Raw genomic sequence first — 25,385 nt, 5'->3', positions numbered from 1 at the left:
AACTCTCGGGTAATGGGCTCGACGCTAGGAAGGGGTTGCTGGTCGGAAGGCGGAAATCCCGTGGTCCTGAACATGTGCGCGGTCGGGAACGTCCCTGTTCGGTTATCCCGGATGTCGGCGACTGCCTGGTTTACATCGCCGCAAGCTCGTGGTCACCACCACAGCCCGGTGCAGCTCGCCCGGACAGCTCAGATCAGGAGTAGCCATGACCGAACTCACTGCTCGATTCGATATCGCGCATCTCGCCCGCGCCGAACTGTTCACTCCCAAGCCGCAGGAGACGCTCGACTTCTTCACCAAGTTCCTCGGCATGTATGTCACTCATCGGGAGGGTCAGTCCGTATACCTTCGAGGCTACGAGGATCCGTACCAGTGGAGCTTGAAGGTCACCGAGGCACCCGAGGCAGGAATGGGTCACGCCGCGCTGCGCGCGAGCTCTCCGGAAGCACTCGAACGTCGGGTGGCATCGCTCGAGCAGGGCAACGTCGACGGTAAGTGGAGCGAGGACCAGTTCGGTTACGGCAAGACCTTCGAGTTCCAGTCCCCGGATGGACACAACCTGCAGTTGTTGTGGGAGGTCGAGAAGTACGTCGCCCCGACGGCACTGCAGAGCAAGATCCTTTCGCGTCCTTCCAAGAAGCCGCTGTCGGGTATTCCGGTCAAGCGCATCGATCACCTCAACCTGATGGCGTCGAATGTCACCGCGCTCAAGGAATCGTTCGAGCAGCACCTCGGGTTCCGGACCACTGAACGTGTCGTCGACGGCAACGTCGAAATCGGGGCGTGGATGAGCTCGAACCTGCTCGGTCACGAAGTTGCCTGTATGCGCGACATGACCGGTGGGAACGGCAAGCTTCATCACGTGGCGTTCTACTACGGCACCGGACAGCACCTGGCCGACGCGGTCGAGATGTTCCGTGACTATGACATCCGGATCGAGGCTGGTCCGGATAAGCACGGCATCACCCAGGGGCAGTTCCTGTACGTGTTCGAGCCCGGTGGAAACCGTATCGAGCTGTTCGGTGAAGCCGGCTATCTGCATCTCGATCCTGACGCTGAGACCAAGACCTGGCAGATGTCCGACATCGATACCGGTCTCGCTGTTGGCGGTGCGAAGCTGCCGTGGGAAACGTACTTTACGTATGGCACTCCCAATCCGCTCGCGCTGGATCAGCACATCGAGAAGTTCGCCCACTTCGGTCCCGGCGCGCCGATCGAGGATCCGGATGTGGCTGCTGCCGAGCAGGCCATCCCGGACGACATCGACCACTCGCGGGCGGTTTCCGGTTCGCCCGCCTGATTGGGATCGTGCACCCGCTCAACCGCAATCGTGTGATTGTTGTTGAGAGCCTGAGGTCTCCGATGTGGACAGCGAGTTGAACAACTCTCCACATCGGAGACCTTTGTGTGTACAGGAGCGCTTCCCATACAGAATTGCCGTTGGTGTAGTCGAATCGACGGACTGAGGGGCGATGTCCATCGGCGGGTGGTTTCGAATGAGGTCCGGGGCGGTCGAGTTCTTCCTCTGCTGTGAAGGAAATCGGTGTCGGTTCGGGATGACGGCATTGAGCGTCAACTCCACCCTGGGAAGGGATGCTGGCGCTGATGGCGAAGTTCGCAGGGATACCGTCGCAGCCCAGCTGGGTCCGTTGAGCAGTGCTACCAGATGTCTTGTCTCCCTATCCTGTCAGGAGATGTCATGGAGTATCCCATTCGTTATCGAGTATCAGATTCGACGACCGAATCGGTGACCGCACGCGATCTCGAGGTAGTGCTGCAAGCGCTGACCGGTCGCCCTATGGAGGCCGTTGATATCGAGGCTGTCGAGTCTGCTCTCGACCTCGAGAGGATGTCTCGTGTGGGTATCCCGCATCAGTTGTGAAGACATACTGTCGAATTCGATGGTGCATTGCTCTGGTGCACAGTAGTACTGGCCTGTACGAGATGCTTGTGCTCGCCTAGAGCTGTGGCGGGCAGGGGGAGGAATGTGAAAAAGGCCGGCAGTCGCGATACCAAGGATTGTGACGAAGGCCGAGGTGATGGCCGCCCCTGGTTCGGAGGGGCGATTGCCTGTGAACACGGTGGTCAAGACTGATGGACCGATGCCGTTGGTGAACTGCAGCAGAGCGCAGAGCGAGCTGCCGGGCGAGCCAGCCTCCTCGGATTACTCGGGCTGAAGGCAATATTTCCCGCCACTTGCCATGCTCGATAAATCGGGACTCGGAACATCCGAGGACGCGAGCTGGATACGGGGACGCCTAACCGCGCAGGACCGTGCATCCGCCGACGTCACTGAAGTCGCGCAATTGGGGTTCTTGCATGCTCGGCGGTTCACGGGGGCGGGGTTGCAGAACGGCCTTCGGGTCCAGCTTTGCGGAAGATCTGCGGGTTACGTCCCCGGGCGAATGAACTGGCAACGAACAAAGTCTGGGGCAGCGAGTACATACGCGCTGCCCCAGACTCTTGTCGTGGTGGATCCTGAAGGTCAGAGCACTGCCGGCGCTGTGCTGGTTGCGGGCGTGATGGCGAACTCCTCGCGGAAGATCAATCGAGGAGCCATACGCCTGCGCTTGAGTGCCTTGACCGCCGCATCGACCATCGCGGGTGGGCCGCACAGGAATGCGCTCATCCCCTTGCACGAGGGAAAGTCGCTGACCACGACATCGGTGACCAGCCCGGTTGCCCCTTCCCACTGCTCCTCGCTGAGAACGGGTCGGTAGTGGAAATGCGGGTGCCGGTGTTCGAGATCGCGGAAGAATTCGACATCGTAGAGGTCTTCCCGCCGGCGGCCGCCGTGGTAGAGGAACAGTTCTGGGACGAGGTCCTCGACGAGGGCGTGTTGGACGATCGATTTCAGTGGAGCCAACCCCGTCCCACCGCCGATCAAGATCGCCGGTTCATCCTGTTTCGCGACGAGATTGAACTGCCCGAGGGGGCCGCGCAGCGAGACTCGTTCCCCGAGCGTCATTGAGCGGAAGATCCACCCATCGGTCGACAACCCGCCCGCGGTGAGCTTGATGTGAAATTCCAGCCGCCGAGTCTCGGTCGGAGGATTAGCCATCGAGTACTGCCGCGCCCCTGCGTGCTCAGGAACGATGAGTTCGGCGTACTGACCGGCATTGAACTGCATCGGAGTGTCCAACTCGATCACCAGTCTGCGCGTGTTGGCAGCGATGTCGTCCAACACGACGACGGTGCCTTCATAGTCGCGTAGAGGATGACGAGGCACGCCGTCATCGCTGACGTTGCCGAGCGGCTCGACGGTCAAGTCCGAGCGGGGAGTGGCCATACACCCCAGAGCCAGTCCTTCGGCCCTTTCCTCGACGGTCAGGGTGTACTCCGGAGTCTGACGGTGGTCGACCTCACCGCGCAGCACCTTGAGTTTGCATGTCCCGCAGGTTCCCTGAGTGCACGAGTGGGGCAGCCACTCGTTGGCCCGCAGGGCAGCATCGAGAATGGATTGGGTTTCTTCAACGGCAATGTCCGTGTTCTTTCCCTCTATACGGACCAAATATTGATCAGACATTTCCGGTAGCGCTCCAATTCAATATCGATAACCTCGGGTGTTCCCGATGCTCGCCGTATCTGTGCAGATGATTCAGAAGGGGTGAGGTCGAGGTCGCCTACACTTCCCATTCGACAAACAGCTGCTTGGGGCCGCGGAAACCCCATCCCCAAAAGTCCACCTCGTGGGTTTCGTCTCGTTCGATGTTCGGAATTGCCTCGAGCAATTCTTCGAGTCCGATTCGGACGACTGCATTGGCGAAATAGGTTCCGGCGCATGCGTGTTTTCCGCCGCCGAAGGTCATGTTCGGCACCAGGGCACGATCGAGGTCGTATTCGGTGGGGGCGTTGTACGCGTTTTCGTCATGATTGGCCGAACCGTACGACAGCATCACGATTGAACCCTCAGGAAGCGTGACCCCGCCCACGGTAACTTCTCTCGCGGCACGCTTGACCGCGGCGGACCAGATCGGGGCAACCCAGCGCATGCCCTCGGATGCGGCGCGGGGGATCAGAGTCGGATCGTCGATGACACGTTCGAGCTGGTCCGGTCGGCTGAACAGTCCGGCCAAGGTCGTGGCCATGGCATGACCGGGCTCCTGCATTGCTCCGAGCAGGAAGACATACAGGTTGGGGTAGATGACGTCGCGACTGCGGGTCTGGCCCTCCGGCATCCCGTCGTGCAGCCAGTGCGAGATGGCTGAATGGTCCGGTTCGACGATCCATTTGTCGATCTTCGGGTCGACATGCGCGATGATCTCCGCTTTGGCGCGGTCGCCGGGGGCGAACCCTTCGGGGTTGGCGAACTCACCGTTTTCGTCGACTGCCGCATTGGTGAACGACACGCTCAGATTGTGGAACCACTCGCGCAGTTTTTCGGTGCTGACATCCCCGAGACCGAGCAGGTCGCCCAGTGCGCGGACACTCACCGGCTCGCAGTAGGCGGCGACGATATCCGCGTGCCCGTCGTTCTCGAACTCGGCAATGCGCTGTCGCGCAAACGGTCGGACGAGATCGTCGATGTACTTGTCGACGGCTGAGGGCTGCAGGTGTGGTTCGACCATGTCCCTCAGATTGCGGTGCTCGTCTCCGTTGGTATTCAGCAATGCCTGAGGGCCGAAGGTGCGGCCGCCGGCAGCGGAGATCACCGCAGGCCAGGTTGTGTCGTCTTTGGAGATCTCAGCACACAGTTCTTTCGTCGAGACGATGTGCATGCCGAGGGCGGGAACGTAGGCAATGGGTGCCTCTTTGCGGAGGCGCTCGTAGAACGGGTATGGATCGGCCTCGAGCTCCTCGATGGTGATTTCGTCGATGAAGCTGCGGGTGGAAGTCATCATGCTCCTTCTGATTTCGGGTGCTTCGAGCCGGGATGCGGGCTGAGGCGGCTGTGAGCTGCTTCGGTTGACCAGGCGGAGGTGATCGTCGGGTCAGCGAAGCGCTGGTAAATGTCTGTGTGATCTGGCCGCGACAAACGTCAGTTGGGTGTGCCGATTATCGGGATGTCTGATGGGACCTGATCGCTAGCGTGTGCTGCGCTCTAGAGCGTCGAGAGAGCTGGTACGAAGTGCTGCACGGTCGAGTCGTGTGTCAGGGGCCTCGTTCATCCTCGGACGCCACTGGCGCGGATCTTCGTAGCAGCGCAGACAAGCTGCTCGGACCTCACTATGGGGCCCCGTCCACGCCTAGAAACCGCGAAAAGACGATCTCAGTTCCCCGGGGTTGGAGGCTCAGTGGTTTCGCGTGCGCCAGAGATTGGATATCGAACCGGTCGCGGCGGTCACTCATGCGTCGTTCTCCTTCGTCACCTGCGGCGGAGTGAGAGGTGGTGTGGCGGCCGGCGGGGGGCGGCGCGCACACGAATAGCGTCGGGCATGAGCCCGCAGGATCCGGCTTCCCAACTTCACCGAACCGCGTCGGTTTGTGTCTGATGTCACGAGGATGGTCGGAATCGTCGGCTGTGCGTCGCACTGTTCGGGATAGCCGAACGGAAAGGGTGAATCGTCGGGACATTTTCGGCTGCACCGGAAATGAGACGTGTCAGGGATGATTCGGGGAGCATCCCTGAGCTTCGTTGTTGGGTCCGGTCGAAAAGTGAGCAGCTGGCCCCGAGGTGGTCGCACTCCATCGTGTGCGACACGCACCTGCACATCTGGAGGCTGTGCCGTCGACTCGAGATGTCAATAGGGCGCGGGGCGGCGCCCACTGTCTGCCAAACCCCGACGATTCCTCGAGCTGTGTGCCCGCCGATAGGGCGTACGCACCGTCGCTCGACAGGTTGGAGCCCGACCTGCCGCCGGGGAGTTGGGCCGACGGCTAAATCCTCGAGTGGGACGGCAGATCGATCACGACCGTCGCCACACTCGACCGCCTCGTCGTCCGCGAGATCAGTTCCCTCTGTCTGCCCGAAGACTAGCGGATCCAGATCGCGGACCTCCGTCGGGACGGCATCAGCGTGGTCGGAACTGTCCGACTTCCGAGCGCCGTCAACAGGATTTAGCCTCAATGCACCGATCGGCTGATGCGGTCGTCGTGACTTCCTTTGCGCACCTTCGGACAGAGTCTGGACACAGCTGACCGGACACCGAGGACCGGAGTGGGCGCGGGGCGGGCTCGATCGCCCGGGGCGGGACACGCCCGGATATGACCTGAACCACAGTGTGGCTAGGGTGACGGTCATGACGGAGAACACGACACGACGATGGGGCCTGACCGTCCCGCTCGACGGCATCCCCCTGCCCGACCAGCGACGCATCATCGAAGAGCTCCCCGATCTCGGGTACACGGACGTGTGGTCGTCCGAGGCCGGCGCTGCCGATGCGTTCACCCCGCTGACCCTCGCGAGCGTGTGGGCTCCCGGCCTGCGCCTGGGTACCGCGATCGTCCCCGTCTACACTCGCGGCCCCGCGACGCTGGCCATGTCGGCCGCGAGCCTCGCCGCCGCCGCACCCGGCCGCTTCGTGCTCGGGGTGGGCACCTCCTCCGACGTCATCGTGGAGAAGTGGAACGGCATCCCCTTCGAGGAACCGTTCAAGCGTGCCCGTGACACCCTGCGGTTCCTGCGTGCGGCGCTGGCGGGGGAGAAGGTCTCCGAGAAGTACGACACCTTCGCCGTCGACGGCTTCCGGGCCGGCGTCGTATCCGACCCGGCGCCGCCGGTGCTGCTGGCGGCACTGCGCCCGGGCATGCTGCGTCTGGCCGGACGTGAGGCCGACGGCGCCATCATCAACTGGCTGTCCGCCGACGACGTCCGCACCGTGGCGCCCTACGTCCACGAGGGCGGCGAGAACAAGGAGATCGTCGCGCGGATCTTCGTGCTCCCCGGCTTCGACACCGAGACCGCCCGCGCCATCGGCCGCCGCATGATCGCCGCCTACATGAACGTCCCCGTCTATCGGGCCTTCCACGAATTCCTCGGCCGTTCGGACGATTTCGCCGGCATGTGGAAGGCGTGGGCGGAAGGCGACCGCAAGGCCGCCCTCGAAGCGATCCCGGACCACGTCGTGGACGCCCTCGTGATCCACGGCGAACCCGAGGCCTGCCGCGAGCATGTGGAGCGCTACGTCGAGGCAGGTGTGACCACCCCGGCCATCGCCCTGGTGCCCTCGGGCGATCCCGCACCGATGATCCGGGCGCTCGCCCCGCGCTGACGACCGGACGTCACGATTCGATGTCGGTGGTTAACGGCACCCGAGGGCGACGCGACAACTCCTGCAGATGCGCTGTGCAGGAGGCGAGATGGCCGAGCCGACGTCGAGTACGGACCCGAACACGATCGCTCGTGTGACCGTGGTTGCCGACGACGGAGTGCCGTTGGCCACCACGGTGACCGGATCGCGGGATGCGGGTCTGACCCTCGTGTGCCTGCACGGCCACTGCCAGGACGCCGCGAGCTGGGATGCCGTCTGCGAATCGGTGGACCTGCCGGGTCTGCGCATCGTCCGCTACGACCAGCGAGGACACGGTCGTTCCGGGACCGGCGACGTCACGGCGTGCACGGTCTCCGGGATGGCCGACGACCTCGACGCGGTGCTCCGGACCCTCGCGCCGGACGGACCGGTGGTGCTGGCGGGATATTCGATGGGCGGCATGGTCGCACTGTCCTACGTCCGTCGTCACCCTGACGCCGTCGGCGACCGCATCGTGGGTGTCGGCCTGTTCGCCACCGCAGCATCGGGACTCGCGGACGGCGGTATCGGACGCTATCTGCGGCATCCGGCCGCCTTCATCGTGCACCGGGCGGTGTCGCGTGCACCGCGCGTCATGGAGTTGTCGAAACGCGCCGGGGGCCGGGTGTGCACGGTTGCCGCACGCAGGCGCACGGAGGAATCGTGGCTGCGGGTGGTCGGATCGGCGCTGTCGAACGAGACCTCCGTCGTCACCTGGTCGCGACTGCTGGCCGACTTCGCGGTGCTCGACGAGTCCGCCGCCCTCGATGTGCTCGCCAGAGTGCCGGTGGTCGTCGCGGCGGGCACGGAGGACGTCTTCGTGCCCTTGTCGTTGTCGGAGATGATGACGGCGCGGCTGCCGCACGCGAACCTCGTGCGGTTCGTCGGTGCCGGTCACCGCGTGCTCGCCGACCGTCCCCAGGAGGTCGCCGGTGCGCTGTCGGATCTGCTCGGGCACGTGCGCGCCCTGGACCCCGTCGGCCTGGACCCCGTCGGCCTCGCTCAGCGCGAGCCGACGAGGGTCGCTTCCTGATCGGCGAGCAACTTCGGGGGGACGAGCGCGAGCACGAGCAGTGCCACGGCGACCGCGAAGCATGCGACGAACCCGACGTGGGGTGCGGCGAGCGAGATGACGAAGGGCACCGCGAAACCCAGATAGATCAGGCAGTAGAAGACGGCGACGGTCTGCGCCAGCTCGTCCGGCGGAGCGATGTGCTCGACGGTGACGAGACCGGAGACGAGCAGCATGCCGTAACCCCCGCCGAGAAGGACGGCGGTGACGAGGACGGCAAGCACCGATACCGGGCCGTCGACGAGCACTGCGACGCCGGCGGTCACGAAGCCCAGCACACCGAGACCCACCCCCGTCCAGACGCCACGGTCCTCACCGTGCCGGGTGATGCGCCGGGCCACGGGCTGGATCAACGCACCGGTGAGCAGGGTCAGGGCGGCGACCACGCCGGTGAACGCGACGGCCACGCTGTCCACACGGTCCGAGACGATCGGCGGCATCGTGGCGAACGAGACGGTCGCGCATCCGAAGACCCACGGGGCCCACGGCACGACACCCCAGCGGAAGCGCGGGGACGACAGCGTCGACAGGCACCACGAGCCCTGCACGGTGCGGGGCCGGTGGGCGTCGGGGACGGTCCACACCAGTACCAGCGCGACCACCATCAGAGCGATGTGCACGAGATAGGGCAGACGGTCGGGGGCGGGCAGCCACTGCGCGATGAGACCGGCGAACAGGGCGCCGCTGCCGAATCCCGCCGACAGTGAGACGGCGGCTCGGCGCGCTCCCACACCTGGACCTTCGCTCAGTTCCTTCATCCACGCGGTGCCGGCTCCGAACGCCATCCCGGATGCCAATCCGGCGAGGACCCGGCCGAGATACAGCAACGCCGGGATATCGGCGCCGAGAAGCAGGACGACCGACGACACGATGCTCACCGGGATCATCGCCCGGATCACCGGACGACGCCCTATCCGGTCGGCCACGCGCCCGAAGTAGAGCAGGGCGGGGATCAACCCGACGATGTAGGAGCCGAGCATGGCGGTGAACGAGTCGCTGCCGAGTCCCAGGTGGTCGCGGTAGACGAGCTGCATCGGAGCGAACTGATTGGCGCCCCAGCTCACCGCGAATACGGCGAACGCGAGACGAGCCCAGGACGGAATCATTCCCCGATCCTCTCAGGCCCGTTCCGGCGGGAAAGTATCAACTCTTCACACCGCGGCGACCGGCTTCCTGTGGAGTGTGGACGTAGGAGGGGCCCGGAGCCGGCCATAGCGTTCTCGTCGAACGCAGACCAAGGAGGGCCAGTGGCGGTAGACGGTCGATCCCCGACGCTCGACACCGAGCGCACCGGCACGTGGACCGGCGCCGACGCGCGGTCGATCGCCGCCGTGGTCCGCAACCGCGAGGTCACCGCCCGTCGGGTCGTCGAGGACCATCTCGCCCTGATCGCCGAGCAGAACACGCGCCTCAACGCGATCGTCACCGTCGCGGCGGAGAGTGCCCTCGCCGAGGCCGACGCCCTCGACCGACGCCTCGACCGCGGAGAGGTGGCCGGTCCGCTCGCCGGGGTGCCGTTCACCGTCAAGGACCTCATCGCCACCGCAGGCGTGCGCACGACGGCCGCCTCGAGGGCGCTGGCCGACAACGTCCCCGTCGTCGATGCACCGGCCGTCGCCGCGATGAAGGCGGCCGGCGCGATCCTCGTCGGCAAGACCAACACGCCCGAATTCGGGACCTCCGGGCTCACCGACAACGAGATGTTCGGACCGGCCGTGAACCCGCTCGGCAGCCCCGAGTCGCCGCGCTCACCCGGCGGATCCAGCGGGGGCGAAGCCGCGTCGATCGCGTCGGGCATGAGCGTCCTCGGATTGGGCACCGATTTCGGCGGGGCCGTGCGCTGGCCCGCGCACTGCACCGGCCTGTGCTCGATCCGCCCCACCGTCGGCCGGGTGTCCGCGGACGGCCAGTACCCGGGGGTGCTCGCCGGCGATCATGTACGTGCCAATCCGACGACGGTGCACGGCGCGCTGCAGACCGTCGGGCCCATGACACGGAACCTCGACGACCTCGTCCTCGCCCTGCGCATGATCTCCGAACCGCACGTCGCGTGGACCGACCCGGAGACCGTCGACGTCGACACGCTGACGATCACCTGGGCGCCCGGGGAGGGCACCGTGCCCGTCGACGACGAGATCGAGGACGTCGTCCGCGAGAGCGCGCGGCGCCTCGGTGCCCGTGAATACCGTGGGTCGGCCCTGGTAGAGGGGAACGAGTTGTTCGGGCGGCTGAGGGCCACCCAGACCCACGCCGACATCGACGCGCTGGCGAGGACCGACCGCTTCGGTGCTGTCATCCGCGACCTGCTGTCCACGGCCGGTCGCGCCGAACATCGGGAGGTGGAGGGCCTCTGGGCGTGGCGCACCGCGCTGATCCATCGCCTGCTCGACGAGATGGGCGACGTGCTGGTGCTGCCGGTCGCGTCCATCGGGGCGCCTCCGCTCAGCGACGATCGTTTCGCTGTCGGCGACCGGCTGCTCACCTGGCAGGAGGCACTGGCGAGCTGCCGCACGATCAGCGTCACCGGCCTCCCGTCCGTCGTCGTCCCTGTCGGGCGGACGAGTGACGGCATGCCCATCGGCGTGCAGGTCGTCGCGCGCCCCTTCCACGACCACGTCGCGCTGGCCGTCGCCGCGCGTCTGTGACACACCGGTAAGGAGACCGCTGTGCGGGACATTCTCGACGAGCTGTCGCGATGGTTCGACGACGGTGAGACGTTCGCGCTCGCAACCGTCGTGCGCACCTGGAAGTCGTCGCCGCGCGAACCCGGCGCCGCGATGGCCGTCTCGCGGTCGGGCGAGGTGGTGGGCAGTGTCTCGGGAGGGTGCATCGAAGGCGCGCTGTACGACATCGCGGGTGACGTGCTCGCCGACGGACGTGCACGGACCGAGGTCTTCCGCGTCACTGACGACGACGCCTTCGGAGTGGGTCTGACCTGCGGCGGCACCATCGAGGTGTTCGTGCAGCGGGTCGATGCCGCGACCTATCCCGAGTTCCCCGAGGTGGCACGGCGGATCGGGGCTGGAGAGCCGGTCGCCGTCGTTACCGATCGGGAGTCCGCCGACCATCGTGTGGTCACCCTCGACGGGGACGACGGCACCGACGTCGGGGACGAGGTGCGCCTGCGCCTGTCCTACGGCGATTCGGAGGTCTATGTCGACGAGGGGCGTGCGCAGATCGTGGCGATCTTCGCGCCGCGACCGCGGATGTACGTCTTCGGTGCCATCGACTTCGCGTCCGCCCTGTGCACGCTGGGGAAGTTTGCCGGTTACCGCGTGACGGTGATCGACGCCCGGCCCGTCTTCGCGACGCCCGCCCGATTCCCCGACGCCGACGAGGTCGTGGTGGCGTGGCCGCACGTCTTCCTCGAGTCGGCGCCGATCGACCCCACCACGGTCGTCGCGGTGCTCACCCACGACGAGAAGTTCGACATCCCACTGCTCGAACGGGCCCTCCGCTGCGAGGCCGGATACATCGGGGCGATGGGCAGCCGCTCCACACACGAGCGCCGGGTCGCCCTGTTGCGCGAGGCCGGTCTGTCCGCCGACGAACTGGGACGGCTGCACTCGCCGATCGGACTCGACCTCGGGGCGCGCACCCCGGAGGAAACGGCCGTGTCGATCTTCGCCGAGGTCCTCGTGAGCACGCGCGGTGCCACCGGACGCAGCCTCGCGACACTGCGCGGACCCATCCACCGGGTCCCGGCGGGACGTGCTGCCCGACCTGCGGCTTGTCCGCCTGCGATTGACGGTGTTGCCACAGCCCTCTAATGTCACGTGTCTCCCACGCAGGGGTGAACGACTGGCAGGTGGACGGGTATTGCTGTGACGGTGCGCAAGGCTGAGAAACCGGGGCCCAGCGCAGCCGAACCGGATCGCAGCGCAGCCGATCCGGAGGACAGCGCAGCGGTCGCATTCGAACCCTGCCCGCTCACGGACGTCGTCTCCTCGGGCTTCCTCGTCGCACCGACGGTGATCGCCGGTGACGTCTCCACGGCGCGAGCCGTCACCGGGGTCGCGGTGATGATGCTCCCCGAGATCGGTCCCTGGTTGCGTCCGGGACTGCTGCTCGTCACCTCCACCACCGTGCTCGCGCGACTCGCCGTGCCGATCGCCGACTTCCTGGCGCGGCTGGACCGGAGCGAGGTCTCGGCTCTGGTGGTCCGACTCGACACCGGACACCCGCTGCCGCAGGGTCTCACGGACGACGTTCCCCTCCCTGTGCTGACGACGCCGGAGGAGGTCGTCGCGGATCACCGTCTCGCGCGGGATCTCCGCGACATGGCCGTCGCTCAGGTGGAAGCGGTCTTCGAAGCGGATCACCTCCGTCGCGGGCTGCTCGAGATCGTCATGGCGGGGGGTGGGCACAGGGCGCTCGCCGAAGGCATCTCGCGCCGGCTCGGCGGGGCGGTTCTGATCACCACGCCCGACGGACGCCAGACCTACAGGGCCGGAAAAGAGTCCGATTTCGCCTGGCTGTCCTCGACGGCGGCTGTCGACGCGACTGGCCGGGTGCGGACCGATTCGATCGAGGGCGGGCTCGGTCTGCACCGATTCGGCAACGAGTACGTGGCGATCGCCGCGATCTCCGCCAATGGCATAGACCACGGCCGGCTCGTGTTCTTCTGTCCCGCACGCGATCTCTCCGCGCCGGATCTGTATCTCGTGGAGCAGGCGGCGACGGTGTGTGCGCTCGTCGTCAGTCGTGAACTCGCAGTGTCGGCGGTCGAGGAGAAGCACCGGGCCAACTTCGTCCGGGACCTGTTGCGCGGCCGCGCCGGTGAACCCGAACAGGTGATCGTGCACGCCCAGATGTTCGGCTGGAATCTCGACCGCCCGGTGGTGGTGGTCGCCGTCGAACCCGATCGCGTGGACGACGATTCCTCGGCGGCACCGGCGCGACTGCCCGTCGTGGAACGGCAGGCCCGCGCGTTCGCGGGTGCGCTCGCCGGCCGCGATTCCGGAGCGTCCGTCACGGCCCTGGCGACCGAGACCGTCGTGCTCATGGGTGAGGGCAGCGACACGATGACCCTCGTGCACGAACTCGTCGCCCAGGTGCGCGGAGCCGGTGGGGGAGGACGTCGCCCGTTCGGTGTGGGGGTCTCGCGTGCGTCGTCGTCCACCGACGACCTGCCGGTGCTCTACGCCCAGGCGCGCACGGCACTCGAAGTGGGGCGCAAGATCTCCGGGCCGTGGGCGGTGACCCATTTCGACGATCTGGGTGTGTACCGGTTGCTGAGCCTCGTCGAGGACACCGAGGAACTCGAGTCGTTCGCGCGCGAGACGCTCAAGGAACTGACCGACGGCACGGCCGAGGCGCAGGACATGTGCCGTACCCTCGAGGTGCTCCTCGCCACCAACATCAACATCGCAGAAGCCGCGCGCCAGTTACATTTTCATTACAACACTCTGCGCTATCGTGTGGCGAAACTCGAAAAGATCCTCGGTCCCTTCACCGAGCAGCCCGAACTGCGGCTGGACCTTTCGCTCGCCCTCAAGATCATCGCGATGCGCGGGATCGATTCCTGACGATCAACCACCGATCTTGCCAATTTCGGAAGGTCGCTCCTGGCAGATTCCTCCCACGCCGGGCCGGAGCTGCTCCGTTAGCGTTTGCGGCTACCGAAGTACACGTGTGATCGGCAACACAGGCGTAACGATCCACGTGAACGCTATCGGCACCCACACTCTGCTGAAAGGTCCGATATGCCCATCTGGACAGTGCACGGAGACGGCAAGAACATAGAACCGGGACAGGTCGTGGCGCCGATGGAGCGCCTGAGTTGGGGCCGCACCATCGGCCTGGGCGGCCAGCACGTGGTGTCGATGTTCGGCGCCACCTTCGTCTTCCCCATCATCATGGGACTCAACCCGCAACTCGCAGTCATGCTTTCGGGCTTCTGCACCCTGTTCTTCCTCGCTGTCGTCAAGGGCCGGATCCCCAGCTATCTCGGTACCTCCGCGGCCTTCGTCGGCGGCATCGCCGCGATCTACGCCCAGGGCGGCTCGCCGTCGGAGGTCACCGGTGCGATCATGGTCTCCGGGCTCGTGCTCGCCGCGATCGGTGTGGTGATCCACTTCCTCGGCGGCTCGCTGGTCTTCAAGATCCTGCCGCCGGTCGTCACCGGCGCGGTGGTCATGCTCATCGGCTTCAACCTGGCGCCGGTGGTGGCCGGTACCTACTGGCCGCAGGATCAGTGGGTCGCGCTGACGGTGATGATCGCGCTGATCGTGGGCAGTGTCGTGCTGCGCGGCTTCCTCGGCCGCGTCGCCATCTTCCTGGCATTGCTGTTCGGCTACGCACTGTCGTGGATCCTCGACCGGATCAGCGGACCGATCACCTCCTACGACGCCGGTGCCGACGCCGTCACCGAACACTTCCGCGTGAACTGGGACGGCGTCGCGTCCGCGCCGTGGTTCGGTCTGCCGCCGTTCACGGACGAAGCCGCCGGTGTCGTCGGCATCCATGCCCCGTCGTTCAGCCTCACCTTCATCGTGCTCGTGCTGCCCGGCGTCATCGCCCTGATCGCGGAGAACGCCGGACACGTCAAAGCGGTCGCCGAGATCACCAAGACCGATCTCGACCCCATGATGGGACGCGCGCTGGCCGGTGACGGTCTCGCCACGGCCCTCGCCACCGGTGTCGGCGGTTCCCCGACGACGACCTACGCGGAGAACATCGGCGTCATGGCCGCGACCCGCGTGTACTCGACGGCCGCCTACGCCGCGGCCGGTGTCATCGCGATGCTCCTCGGCTTCTCCCCGAAGTTCGGCGCGGTCATCTCCGCGACCCCCGGCGGCGTGCTCGGCGGCATCACCGTGGTCCTCTACGGCATCATCGGCCTGCTCGGCGCCAAGATCTGGAAGGAGAACGGCGTCGACTTCGGCGACCCGCGCAACCTCATGCCCGTCGCGGCCGGCCTGATCATCGCCATCGGCGACACCAGCCTCGAGTTCACCGACACGTTCTCGCTGAGCGGCATCGCGCTGGGCACCATCGTCGTTATCGGTCTCTACCACCTGTGCCGGGTCATCGCCCCCAAGGACATCCCCCCCGAGGATCCCGATACCCCCTCCGATCAGGGAGAACCGGTCCGGACGGAGCCCGATCCCGACGGGGAGAGCGGCGCCGGGAGGCTGAAGGAGTTCGCGTGACCTCTATTACATCTGACATTGTCGACCGGTGAGCTTTGTCACTTCTCCACGAAACGCCGATCACACTATGCGGGCAGGATCTGTTCAATGAAACCGTCGCCACTCACCTACCACCGACCGCGGTCGATCGATGAAGCCTGCGAGATCCTCGCGGGGGGCGCGCACGAGGGCAAAGTGCTCGCCGGCGGCCAGTCACTGATTCCACTGCTGTCGATGCGCCTGGCGGCACCGGCTCACCTCGTCGACATCGGCTCGATCCCGCGCCTCGACGCGATCTCCGCTTCACCGGAACTCGGCGTCACCTTCGACGCTCTCACCACCCACACAGCGCTCGAATCCGATTCGACGGTCGCGCAGGTCCAGCCCCTGCTGGGCCGCGCGCTCCGGTTGGTCGCACACCCGACCATCCGCAATCGCGGAACGACCGTGGGATCGATCGTCCACGCCGATCCGTCCGCGGAGATGCCGGCCGTGCTGTCGCTGCTCGGGGGAACGCTCACGGTTCGCTCCGTCCGCGGAGTCCGGCAGATCCCCGCCGCCGAGCTGTTCGCCGGGCCGCTCGAATCGACCCTCGAGGCCGACGAGATCGCCACCAGCGTGACGGTGCCGGCTGCGCGGCCGGGTACCGGCACCGCCATCGACGAGATCGCACGACGCCACGGCGACTACGCACTCGTCGGCGTGGTCGCGCAGGTGGAGGTCGAGGACGGCGCGGTGACGTCCGCCCGGATGACCTACGTCTCCGCGGGAGAACTCGGGCAGGTCGTCGACTACACCGACATCCTGCGCGGAGCCTCGGCGCACGACGAGCGCGACCCGCTCTGGCAGCAGGTCGCGGAGAAGGCACGCGAGACCGTCGAGACGGAGGCGGACATCCACGCCACCGACCGCTACCGGTCGCAGCTGGTGGCGGCACTGACCGGCCGTGTCGGCTTCGCGGCCGCGCAGGACGCGATCCGCGACGACACACGGGTACCGATGCACACGGGAGGAAGTCGATGACGAGCTCGATCCACAAGGGTGGTCGCGATGCCTCGCGGCGTACCGTCGCCGAACAGGTCGACGAGCTGCAGGCGGAGACCGGCGAGCACCACGTCGCCGTGACCTTCACCCTCAACGGCGTGACGCAGACCGTGGTGCTGCCCTCGCGCACGCTGGCATCGGACGCGATCCGTCATCACCTCCGCCAGACCGGGACCCATGTGGGATGCGAGCACGGTGTGTGCGGCGCGTGCACGGTGCTGCTCGACGGCAAGCCGGTGCGGTCGTGCCTCGTGCTCGCTGCGAGCCTCGAGGGCCGCTCGGTGACGACGGTCGAAGGGCTCGTCGAACCGGACGGCACCCTGCATCCCGTGCAGGAGGCGTTCGTCGACTGCCACGGTCTGCAATGCGGTTTCTGCACACCGGGATTCGTCACCACGATCGCCGCCTTCCTCGAGGAGAACCCGTCGCCCACCCACGAGGAGGCGACCGATGCGATCGCCGGCAACCTCTGCCGGTGCACGGGCTACCAGAACATCCGGGCGGCCGTGCTGCGCGCCGCCGAGATCAAGCGCGAACGGTCCGGAGGCTCACCGCTCGGCCCCGACAGCGAGGCGGCACGCGCCTCGCTCGACGCCAAGGTCCGCGGCGCCACCGCTCCGGTCGGAGGAAAGGCAGGACGAGCATGACCAGCGTCTCCGATTCGCCCGTCTCCACCTCGGTCTCGACGAGCACGGCAACCGACCTCGCCCCCGCCGATGTCGGTGGTGCCACCGAGTCGGGCAAGTCGTTCGGCAAGCCCATCCCGCGTGTCGAGGACAACCGGCTCGTCAGCGGTAATGGCCGCTATCTCGACGATCTCGGGCACGGCGCGCTCGCCGCGGCCTTCGTCCGGTCGCCGCACGCGCACGCCCGCATCCTCGACATCGCCGTTGATGCGGCTCTCGAACTGCCGGGCGTGCACGCCATCTACACCTACGACGATCTCGAGGCCGACTCGCCCGAGATGGCCGAGAATCTCCCACTGCTCATCCCGCACCCCGCGATCACCGCTCCGCGCAACGGATATCCGCTCGCCAAGGACGAGGTGAACCATGTCGGTGAGGCGATCGTGATGGTCGTGGCCGACAACCGGTACATCGCCGAGGACGCCTGCGCGCTGATCGACATCACCTACGAGGCCCTTCCGGCCGTGGTCGGTGTCGACACCGCACGCAACGCCGAGCACGTCGTCCATCCGGATGTGCCCGACAACGTCGCGGCGCACCTCCAGCACGGGTTCGGCGACATCGAGGCGGAACTCGCCGCGGCACCGCACACGTTGACCCTCGACCTCGAGATCGAACGTTCGGCGTCGATGCCGATGGAGGGCAAGGGCGTCTACGCCCGCTGGGACGACGACGAGAAGGTGCTGACCTTCTGGACGTCCACCCAAACCTCGACGTCCGCCCGTGCTGCGATCGCCGCGCGACTGGGCATGGCGCACAACAAGGTCCATTGCATCGCCCCCGACGTCGGTGGTGGTTTCGGTGTGAAGATCGTCCACCCGTGGCCCGAGGAGGTCATGGTCACCTGGGCCGCCCGCAAGCTGGGGCAGGCCGGGATCTCCAGCGAGGTCAAGTGGGTCGAGGACCGGCGCGAACATTTCATCTCGAGCGCCCACGAGCGCGGGCAGGTCCACGAGGTCACCGTCGGGTTCGACGACGACGGCAGGCTGCTGGCCTTCGACTTCTCGATCTGGCACGACAACGGCGCGTACCTGCCGTACGGAATCATCGTGCTGCTCAACACCTCCACCCAGGTGCTCGGCCCCTACAAACCGCGCGCCTTCCGGGTGGACGCCTATTCGCTGTACACCAACACGGTCATCGTCACGCCCTACCGCGGCGCGGGACGACCCCAGGGCGTGTTCGCAATGGAGCGGGCGATGGACGCCATCGCCAAGCATCTCGGCAAGGATGTCCTCGAGGTCCGCGAGACCAACTTCATCCGCCCCGAGGAGATGCCCTACGACTTCCACCTGATCTTCCAGGACGGCCGTCCCCTCATCTACGACACCGGCGACTACCAGGCCGGAATGGACAAGCTCAAGAAGCTCATCGGCTGGGACGAGTTCGCCGAGTACAAGGAACGTGCCCGCGCCGAGGGCCGCCGCGTCGGAATCGGTGTTGGAGCGTACGTCGAGGGCACGGGACCGGGCCCGTACGAGGGCGCCCACGTGCTCATCGAGACCTCGGGCAAGGTCAAGGCCGCCACGGGCCTGACCACCCAGGGCCAGGGACACCAGACCTCCTTCGCGCAGATCGTCGCCGATGATCTCGGTGTGCCGGTCTCCGATGTCGAGATCGTCACCGGCGACACCCGCCGATTCGGGTACGCGGTCGGCACGTTCGCCTCACGCGGTGCCGTGATGTCCGGATCTGCCTTCCACGTCGCCGCGCAGATGGTGGCGGAGAAGGCGAAGAAGATCGCCGCGGACCACCTCCACGCCGACGTCGCCGATCTCGAACTGCGCGAGGGGCACGTGTGCGTGGTGGGCACCGAACCCGGCGCGGAGGGTACCTCGATCCCACTCGGTGTCGTGGCCGTACTGTCGAACCCGCTCCGCTACGCCTTCGACGACGCATCCCGTCGCGCAACGGGATTCGCGAACGCCGAGACCGACATGTCGGTGCCGCCCGTCCTCGAGGGTGAGCAGCCCGGCCTGGAGGCGACCGGCTACTACTCGCCGCCCACCTCGACGTTCGCGTCGGGAATCCACGCGGCGATCGTCGAGACCGATCCCGTCACCGCCGAGATCCGGGTGCTCCGGTACGCGGTGGTGCACGACTGCGGCAACGTCATCAACCCGCGCATCGTCGAAGGCCAGGTGCAGGGCGCGGTTGCGCAGGGCATCGGCGGCGCACTCTATGAGAAGATCGTCTACGACGAGCACGGGCAGATGCTCAACGCGTCGTACATGGACTTCCTCATGCCCTTCGTGACGGAGATGCCCGACTCTCTCGAGATGGACCACACCGTCACCCCCTCCGCGCTCAATCCCCTCGGGATGAAGGGCGCAGGTGAGGCCGGTGTCATCCCGACCTCGGCGGTGATCGCCGCGGCCGTCGAGGACGCGGAGGGTATCCCGATCACCAGCATGCCGATTTCCCCCTCGGAGTTGTTCGAGCTGCGTCTGACCCACGCGGCGTCCCGAAACAAGGAGAACGAATGAGAATCGCCGGTACCGCGCAACTGCAGGCACCTCCCGACGTGGTGTACGACAGCCTGCAGGACGGCCGTGTTCTCGCGGCGACGATCCCGGGCGTGCAGTCGCTCGAGCAGATCAACGACAACCACTACAAGCTGTCCATCACCGCCGGAGTGGCCTCCATCAAGGGCACCTACGACGGGGAAGTGGTTCTGTCGCAGCAGAATCGCCCCGAATCGTTCGTGATGACGGCATCGGGATCCGGTGCCCCGGGAACGGTCAAGGCCGATGTGACGGTGCGTCTCGAAGAACGCGACGGCGGCACCGTGCTCACCTACGACGCGGACGCGGTCGTCGGCGGCATGGTCGGTGGTGTCGGACAACGGATGATCACCGGTGTCGCCAAGAAGATGGCCGGTGTGTTCTTCAACGGCATCGACGGTGTGATCGCCGACGGTCTGCCGGCGGCGCCGAGTGCGGCCGAAGCCGAAGTTCTCGCGGGCGTGAACGGAGCCGAGGTGGCCGAGGTCGCCGAGGGTGCGGGTGTGAAGACCACCGCGCTGCCCGTGGCCGCTGCGTCCGCTGCACCGGTACCGGCCGGAACACCTTCGGTAGCAACCGTTCTGCTGTCCGCGGGAGTGGGCGCCGGTATCGCGCTGGTGGGCGTCGCCCTGGGAGCGATCCTCGCCCGACGCTGACCTTCTCGTCGAATCTCCACGGCACCCCCGGGCCATCACGGCCCGGGGGTGCCGTCGTCTGCAGGTGGCAGGTGCACGAACCCCGAACTCCAGGCGACGAGTTCGGCGAGATGTGACAAAGAAACACCGCCGCTCAGGGGGTGGAATGTCATCAGACGTCAGGTGGGACACCGGCGAGACGAACCCAGGAGGAAACATGGGATCCAGGAAGATTCGGGTCGGTATCGATACCGGCGGAACATTCACGGACGTGGTCGCGGTGGACGACGAGTCCGGCGCCGTCGTCACCACGAAGACCCCGTCGACACCGCAGGATCCGGCCATCGGCTTCCTCGCAGGCATCGAGAAGGTCCTCGCGCAGCTCGGCGAGACCGGCGACGCGATCGACGCCGTCAGTCACGGCACCACCGTCGCGACCAACAAGCTCCTCGAGGGCAAGGTCGGCACCCTCGGATTCATCACCACCGAGGGCTACGAACACGTCCTCGAGATCGCCCGCCAGTCGGTCCCCGACGGCTACGGCAACTCCTACTTCTGGGTCAAGCCCGACCGCATCGTGCCGGCCGACCGTGTCCGCACCATCCGCGGTCGTCTCGCCTACAACGGCAGCGAGATTCGTCCCCTGAACGAGGACGACGTCCGCGCCGCCGCCCGCTTCTTCAAGGACCGCGAGATCCGCACCGTCGGCGTGTGCCTCATGCACTCTTACGCCAACCCCGAGCACGAGCGCCGCGTCCGCGACATCCTCATGGAGGAGTACCCGGAGGCGACCGTGAGCATCTCCAGCGAGGTGCTGCGCGAGTACCGCGAGTACGAGCGGTCCATCACGACCCTCGTCGACGCCGCGGTCAAGCCCAACATCCGCAACTACGTCAACAACATCGCGAACCGGCTCCGCGAGTTCTCCTCCGCCGAGGGCGAACAGCGCGACATCCCGTTCTACGTGATGAAGTCCAACGGTGGCGTGCTGTCGGCGAAGGAGGTCGTGCACCAGCCGATCACGACCGTGCTCTCCGGCCCTGCAGCCGGTGCCCTGGGTGCGGCCCTGATTGCCGGCGTCGCCGGTGTCGACCAGGTGCTGACCTGCGACGGTGGCGGCACCTCCACGGACGTCACCGTGGTCGTCGGCGGCGAGCCGGCACTCACCACGGAAGGTCGCGTGGGTGTCTACCCGTCCAAGATCCCCATGATCGACGTGGTGACCGTCGGCGCCGGCGGTGGCTCCATCGCGTGGATGACCCCCGAGGGCACCCTGCGCGTCGGCCCGCAGTCGGCGGGCGCCGATCCCGGACCCCTGTGCTACGCCAAGGGTGGCAACGAGCCGACCATCACCGACGCCCACGTCCTGCTCGGTCGCATCCCTCCCCACCTGCTCGGCGGTGAGATCCCGCTCGACATCGAACTCGCCCGCAAGGGCGTCGAGGAGCTCGCACACCGTCTCGGCCTCGAATTCGAGGCGTGCGCCACGGGCATTCTCGAAGTGTCGGCCTGGAACCAGGCCAACGCGCTGCGCCAGATCACCGTCAAGCGTGGTCTCGACGTCCGCGACTTCACCTTGGTGACCTTCGGCGGCTCCGGGTCGCTGCTGGCCTGTCGCCTCATCGACATCCTCGGTCTCAAGGACGTCCTCGTGCCGCTCGAGCCCGGCAACGTCTCGGCCTTCGGGCTGCTGACCGTCGATGTCCGCAACGACTATGTGCAGACGCACGTCAGCCGCCACGACCGGTTGGAGATCGAGGAACTACAGGCCGGACTCGACGCCCTCGCGGCCGAGGCCGAACGTGCCCTGGAGGACGAGGGATTCGGGCCCGATCAGCGGCAGTACGCCCGCTCGGCGGACCTGCGCTATTTCGGCCAGGCCTTCGAGGTGCGTGTGCCGGTCGGCGACGGCCCCATCACCCAGGAACTGATGGACGAGGCGGCCGAACGCTTCCACCAGGCCCATCGCGAGCTCTACGGCTACGACTTCCGCAACGATCCCCACCAGCACGTGGAATGGGTCAACCTCCGCGTCAGCGGTATCGGCCCCATCAAGCGACCGGAACTCGCCGAGATCGCCCCGGGCACGGGGGCGGACGACGCGCTCACCGGCACCCGTCAGGCGTACTTCGACGAGTGGGTCACCCCCCGCGTGTACGACCGCGCCCGCCTCGGCGCCGGCGACGAACTCGAAGGTCCCGCCGTGATCGAGGAATTCAGCTCGACCATCCCGGTTCATCCCGGATTCCGCGCTCGCATCGACACTTTCGGCAACATCCGCCTCAGCAAGACGTCCGACTCGAACGGAGCCACCCGATGACTGCGACTCTCGACCCCGCCGCGGCCACGACCCGCAAGCCCTTCCGGCTGACCGACGCTTCGGGTAGCGCTCCCGATCCGGTGCTGGTCGAGATCGTCGCCGGCTACCTCGCCAGTGTCGAGATGGAGGTGGAGACCTCCATCTCCCGGACCTCGCGCTCGCCGATGATCCGCGACGCCCACGACTTCCGTGCCGGCATCCACGACCGCAACCTGCGCAAGCTCACCGGTCGTTCGTACTCGGCGCTCGTGCATCCGGTGGCGCGGGACTTCCCGCTCGAGACGATGAAGCCCGGCGACGTCTTCTTCCACAACGACGTCTACCTCTCCGAAGGCGGCATCGGGCACCTGCCCGACCTGTGCGTCACGGTCCCGGTCTTCGCGACCCGCCCCGGCGACACCGAGCCTTCGGTGGTCGCGTTCGTGCAGGCCTTCGGCCACCACGACGACATCGGCGGTTGCTGCCCGGGCTCCATGCCCTCGGGTGCGACCACCGTGTACGAGGAGGGACTGATGGTCCCGCCGATCAAGCTGTGGGACCAGGGCGTTCCCAACGAGGCGGCACTGCGGATCATGACCCGCAACTCCCGCATGCCCGATTCGCTCGCCGCCGACCTCGACGCCGAGTGCTCGGCGTGCCTCATGGGTGCGCGTCGACTGTCGGAACTGTTCGAACGCTACGGTGTCGAGACCGTCGAGGCCTGCTTCGACGCGATCCTCGATGCGACCACCGAGACGTACCGCCGCGAGATCCTCAGCAAGATCCCGGTGGGCACGTACACCTGGGAGGACTACGCCGAGCACGACGGTGTGGACGAGCCCATGCTGCACGTGCAGCGCATCACCCTCACCAAGACCTCCCCGGAGGACGAGGGCGGCGAGCGCCTGATCCTGGACTTCAACGGCACCGGTCCGCAGGCGAAGGGCCCGATCAACCACTGCGGTGACTACGCCGACGGCAACTTCCTCATCAAGTGGCTGGCGCCGATCCTCCGCAACCTGGCCGACACCCCGGACCGCATGGCGGAACTGGACGTCAACGAAGGTGTCGTGCCGCTGATCGAGATGAGGTTCCCGGAGCCGGGCACGCTCATCACGCCGATCTTCCCCGCTCCCACCAACGCTCGCACGTTCGTGATCCTGCGTCTGCTCGGTGTGCTCTCCGGTGTGGTCGCCAAGGCGGTCGACGGCAACATGCCCGCCGACCAGGAGACCATCCGCTACACCGGTGTGTACGGCGAGGACTTCGACGGCCACTCCTACCTCATGCGTGAGGTGCTCGGCGGCGGCTCCGGCGGCCGGCACTACGCCGACGGTGAGGACACCATCCACGTGGTGCCCGACTCGCGGAACCTGCCCACGGAGTTCACCGAGAGCCGTTTCCCGTTCATCGTCGAGAAGCTGGGTCTGGCAATCGATTCCGGTGGGGCCGGCCGCTACCGCGGTGGTCTCGGCTACGAGAAGCACATCCGCATGCTCAAGGATGCGAACTTCATGTCCATCGCGGACCGTTCGATCCTCGCCTGCTGGGGCGTCAAGGGCGGCAAGGCCGGCAAGCCGTTCTCCGTCACCCTCGATCCCGGCGGCCCGAACGAGCGCGAGTTCGACGCCCTCACGGACGCCGAGCCGATCAAGGCCGGCGAGGTCGTGCGCATCCGCACCACCGGTGGCGGTGGCTGGGGCGACCCGCTCGATCGTCCGATCGACGAGGTGGTCCGGGACGTGCTGTGGCGCAAGGTGTCCGTCGAGGGCGCCCGCGACGACTACGGCGTGATCCTGAAGGACACCTCGGCGGAGGAGCCCGTCGCCGACGTCGAGGCCACCGAGGCGCTGCGTGCGCAGATGCGCGCCGAGCGCGGCGAGGAAGAGCCCTTCTTCGACCGCGGTCCCGGTTACGCCCGCCTGTCGGGTGGTGCCGAGTTCGCCGAGTACGACTTCATCGGCAACTGATGTCGACGACGGCCACTTTCTCCCGCGGCACCGATCTCGCAGTGATCGGTGCCGCGGGGAAGACCGGAACGGCTGTCATCGCGGCGCTGGAGACAGCAGACACGACCCCCGTCCGCCGAGTGGTGCACACCGCTCGGCAGGCGGGGGATCGTGCTGTCGACCTCGAGACCGGTGCCGGGCTCGTCGACGCCCTGTCGGGCTGCCGTGGCGTCTACTTCATCGCCCCGAACATGCACCCCGACGAACCGGCGCTGTTCGAACGGTTCCTCGCGGCGGTGGCCGAGGCAGGTGTCGATCACGTTGTCTACCACTCCGTCGCCTGGCCGTACACGCCGGCGATGCCGCACCACCTCGACAAGGCGAGTTGCGAGGACATCCTGCACGCTTCCGGGGTGCGGTGGACCGTTCTGCAGCCCTGCGCGTACACGGAGAACTTCGCATCCGTCCTCGACGGCTCGGTCGATGCACTCGACGTCCCCTACGACCCCGACGCGCCGTTCTCGTTCGTCGCCCTGTCGGACGTCGCGACGGTGGCGGCCCGTGTCCTCGTCGAGGGTACGGACATCCACCACGGCGCCACCTACGAGCTCGGGGGACCGGACTCGGTGAGTGTGCGGCAGCTGTGCGCGGTCGCCGGGCGGTCGGTGGAGATCGAGCAGGTGTCCGTCCCGGTGTGGATGGAGCGCCACGGCCGCGACCTGCCCGCGGATACCCGGGAGCGTCTGGCGGCGATGTTCGACTTCTACGACGATCACGGTTTCGTCGCAGGGAGCGCCGTGACGGCGGCACTGCTCGGTCGGGCGCCCGCCCGCGTCGCGGATCTCGTCTCGTCGATGCCGCGCCGGTAACCCGCCGGTGGTGTAGGAAAGGGAA

Annotated in this window: 18 protein-coding genes; 15 read left to right on the top strand and 3 right to left on the bottom strand. The window is 66.8% G+C overall.

Features of this window, described 5'->3' with window-relative positions:
• Positions 1-205 precede the first annotated feature (205 nt).
• Together IM25_RS04120 and IM25_RS25950 are read left to right on the top strand one after the other, a co-directional pair.
• Entirely contained in the window at positions 206-1,300 is a 1,095-nt protein-coding gene (locus IM25_RS04120) for a VOC family protein (RefSeq protein WP_033098444.1), read from the top strand.
• A 399-nt stretch (positions 1,301-1,699) separates the two neighbouring features.
• Positions 1,700-1,882 (top strand): hypothetical protein, encoded by a 183-nt coding sequence (locus tag IM25_RS25950; RefSeq protein WP_138941515.1) that lies wholly within the window; start codon positions 1,700-1,702, stop codon positions 1,880-1,882.
• Positions 1,883-2,485: 603 nt separating this feature from the next.
• On the opposite strand, the gene IM25_RS04115 is transcribed toward IM25_RS25950, so the two are convergent.
• Positions 2,486-3,526: an NADH:ubiquinone reductase (Na(+)-transporting) subunit F gene (locus tag IM25_RS04115; RefSeq protein ID WP_019290748.1), complete on the bottom strand. Its 1,041-nt coding sequence runs from the start codon at positions 3,524-3,526 to the stop codon at positions 2,486-2,488.
• Positions 3,527-3,623: 97 nt separating this feature from the next.
• Positions 3,624-4,838 carry a cytochrome P450 gene (locus IM25_RS04110; RefSeq protein ID WP_006551038.1) on the bottom strand — a complete coding sequence of 405 codons (1,215 nt, stop codon included), beginning with the start codon at positions 4,836-4,838 and terminating at the stop codon, positions 3,624-3,626.
• A gap of 1,341 nt (positions 4,839-6,179) precedes the next feature.
• Here IM25_RS04110 and IM25_RS04105 point away from each other — a divergent pair.
• Entirely contained in the window at positions 6,180-7,151 is a 972-nt protein-coding gene (locus tag IM25_RS04105; protein ID WP_033098460.1) for an LLM class F420-dependent oxidoreductase, read from the top strand.
• 88 nt (positions 7,152-7,239) lie between these two features.
• Positions 7,240-8,202 carry an alpha/beta fold hydrolase gene (locus IM25_RS04100; protein WP_033098459.1) on the top strand — a complete coding sequence of 321 codons (963 nt, stop codon included), beginning with the start codon at positions 7,240-7,242 and terminating at the stop codon, positions 8,200-8,202.
• Here IM25_RS04100 and IM25_RS04095 read toward each other — a convergent pair.
• Entirely contained in the window at positions 8,172-9,347 is a 1,176-nt protein-coding gene (locus IM25_RS04095; RefSeq protein WP_065995781.1) for an MFS transporter, read from the bottom strand. The two genes, IM25_RS04100 and IM25_RS04095, sit on opposite strands and share 31 nt — an antisense overlap.
• A 141-nt stretch (positions 9,348-9,488) precedes the next feature.
• On the opposite strand from IM25_RS04095, the gene IM25_RS04090 reads away from it, so the two are divergent.
• From IM25_RS04090 to IM25_RS04040, 11 genes are all read left to right on the top strand, one after another.
• Positions 9,489-10,886, top strand: a complete 1,398-nt coding sequence (locus IM25_RS04090; protein WP_065995780.1) for an amidase — start codon at positions 9,489-9,491, stop codon at positions 10,884-10,886.
• Between the two features lie 21 nt (positions 10,887-10,907).
• A complete protein-coding gene (locus IM25_RS04085; protein WP_006551033.1) occupies positions 10,908-12,011 on the top strand; it encodes an XdhC family protein in 1,104 nt (367 codons plus the stop codon).
• A gap of 54 nt (positions 12,012-12,065) precedes the next feature.
• Entirely contained in the window at positions 12,066-13,769 is a 1,704-nt protein-coding gene (locus tag IM25_RS04080; RefSeq protein ID WP_033098441.1) for a helix-turn-helix domain-containing protein, read from the top strand.
• 177 nt (positions 13,770-13,946) lie between these two features.
• Entirely contained in the window at positions 13,947-15,395 is a 1,449-nt protein-coding gene (locus tag IM25_RS04075) for a uracil-xanthine permease family protein (RefSeq protein ID WP_065995779.1), read from the top strand.
• A gap of 87 nt (positions 15,396-15,482) precedes the next feature.
• Positions 15,483-16,397 (top strand): FAD binding domain-containing protein, encoded by a 915-nt coding sequence (locus IM25_RS04070; protein WP_065995778.1) that lies wholly within the window; start codon positions 15,483-15,485, stop codon positions 16,395-16,397.
• Entirely contained in the window at positions 16,394-17,065 is a 672-nt protein-coding gene (locus tag IM25_RS04065; protein WP_006551027.1) for a (2Fe-2S)-binding protein, read from the top strand. Before IM25_RS04070 ends, IM25_RS04065 begins: the two co-directional genes overlap by 4 nt.
• Entirely contained in the window at positions 17,062-19,590 is a 2,529-nt protein-coding gene (gene cutA / locus IM25_RS04060) for an aerobic carbon-monoxide dehydrogenase large subunit (protein ID WP_033098440.1), read from the top strand. The genes IM25_RS04065 and cutA overlap by 4 nt, the downstream gene beginning before the upstream one ends.
• Complete coding sequence (locus IM25_RS04055) at positions 19,587-20,264, top strand: SRPBCC family protein (protein WP_033098439.1); 678 nt, start codon at positions 19,587-19,589, stop codon at positions 20,262-20,264. The genes cutA and IM25_RS04055 overlap by 4 nt, the downstream gene beginning before the upstream one ends.
• Positions 20,265-20,460: 196 nt before the next feature.
• Complete coding sequence (locus tag IM25_RS04050) at positions 20,461-22,563, top strand: hydantoinase/oxoprolinase family protein (protein WP_065995777.1); 2,103 nt, start codon at positions 20,461-20,463, stop codon at positions 22,561-22,563.
• Positions 22,560-24,512: a hydantoinase B/oxoprolinase family protein gene (locus IM25_RS04045; protein WP_065995776.1), complete on the top strand. Its 1,953-nt coding sequence runs from the start codon at positions 22,560-22,562 to the stop codon at positions 24,510-24,512. Before IM25_RS04050 ends, IM25_RS04045 begins: the two co-directional genes overlap by 4 nt.
• Positions 24,512-25,360, top strand: coding sequence for an SDR family oxidoreductase (locus IM25_RS04040; protein ID WP_033098437.1), 849 nt, complete (start codon positions 24,512-24,514; stop codon positions 25,358-25,360). The genes IM25_RS04045 and IM25_RS04040 overlap by 1 nt, the downstream gene beginning before the upstream one ends.
• The last annotated feature ends 25 nt before the right edge of the window (positions 25,361-25,385 follow it).

Source organism: Rhodococcus sp. p52, from assembly GCF_000763325.2.
Classification (GTDB): Bacteria; Actinomycetota; Actinomycetes; order Mycobacteriales; family Mycobacteriaceae; genus Rhodococcus; species Rhodococcus pyridinivorans.
Note: the sequence above shows the minus strand (reverse complement) of the source record. Positions and strands in the feature narration are given on the sequence as shown.

Bases quoted from the DNA above. Each gene is read 5' to 3' on its own strand.
- IM25_RS04120 (WP_033098444.1), top strand. From the start codon at position 206: ATGACCGAACTCACTGCTCGATTCGATATCGCGCATCTCGCCCGCGCC.
- IM25_RS25950 (WP_138941515.1), top strand. From the start codon at position 1,700: ATGGAGTATCCCATTCGTTATCGAGTATCAGATTCGACGACCGAATCG.
- IM25_RS04115 (WP_019290748.1), bottom strand. From the start codon at position 3,526: ATGTCTGATCAATATTTGGTCCGTATAGAGGGAAAGAACACGGACATT.
- IM25_RS04110 (WP_006551038.1), bottom strand. From the start codon at position 4,838: ATGACTTCCACCCGCAGCTTCATCGACGAAATCACCATCGAGGAGCTC.
- IM25_RS04105 (WP_033098460.1), top strand. From the start codon at position 6,180: ATGACGGAGAACACGACACGACGATGGGGCCTGACCGTCCCGCTCGAC.
- IM25_RS04100 (WP_033098459.1), top strand. From the start codon at position 7,240: ATGGCCGAGCCGACGTCGAGTACGGACCCGAACACGATCGCTCGTGTG.
- IM25_RS04095 (WP_065995781.1), bottom strand. From the start codon at position 9,347: ATGATTCCGTCCTGGGCTCGTCTCGCGTTCGCCGTATTCGCGGTGAGC.
- IM25_RS04075 (WP_065995779.1), top strand. From the start codon at position 13,947: ATGCCCATCTGGACAGTGCACGGAGACGGCAAGAACATAGAACCGGGA.
- IM25_RS04070 (WP_065995778.1), top strand. From the start codon at position 15,483: ATGAAACCGTCGCCACTCACCTACCACCGACCGCGGTCGATCGATGAA.
- IM25_RS04065 (WP_006551027.1), top strand. From the start codon at position 16,394: ATGACGAGCTCGATCCACAAGGGTGGTCGCGATGCCTCGCGGCGTACC.
- cutA (WP_033098440.1), top strand. From the start codon at position 17,062: ATGACCAGCGTCTCCGATTCGCCCGTCTCCACCTCGGTCTCGACGAGC.
- IM25_RS04055 (WP_033098439.1), top strand. From the start codon at position 19,587: ATGAGAATCGCCGGTACCGCGCAACTGCAGGCACCTCCCGACGTGGTG.
- IM25_RS04050 (WP_065995777.1), top strand. From the start codon at position 20,461: ATGGGATCCAGGAAGATTCGGGTCGGTATCGATACCGGCGGAACATTC.
- IM25_RS04045 (WP_065995776.1), top strand. From the start codon at position 22,560: ATGACTGCGACTCTCGACCCCGCCGCGGCCACGACCCGCAAGCCCTTC.
- IM25_RS04040 (WP_033098437.1), top strand. From the start codon at position 24,512: ATGTCGACGACGGCCACTTTCTCCCGCGGCACCGATCTCGCAGTGATC.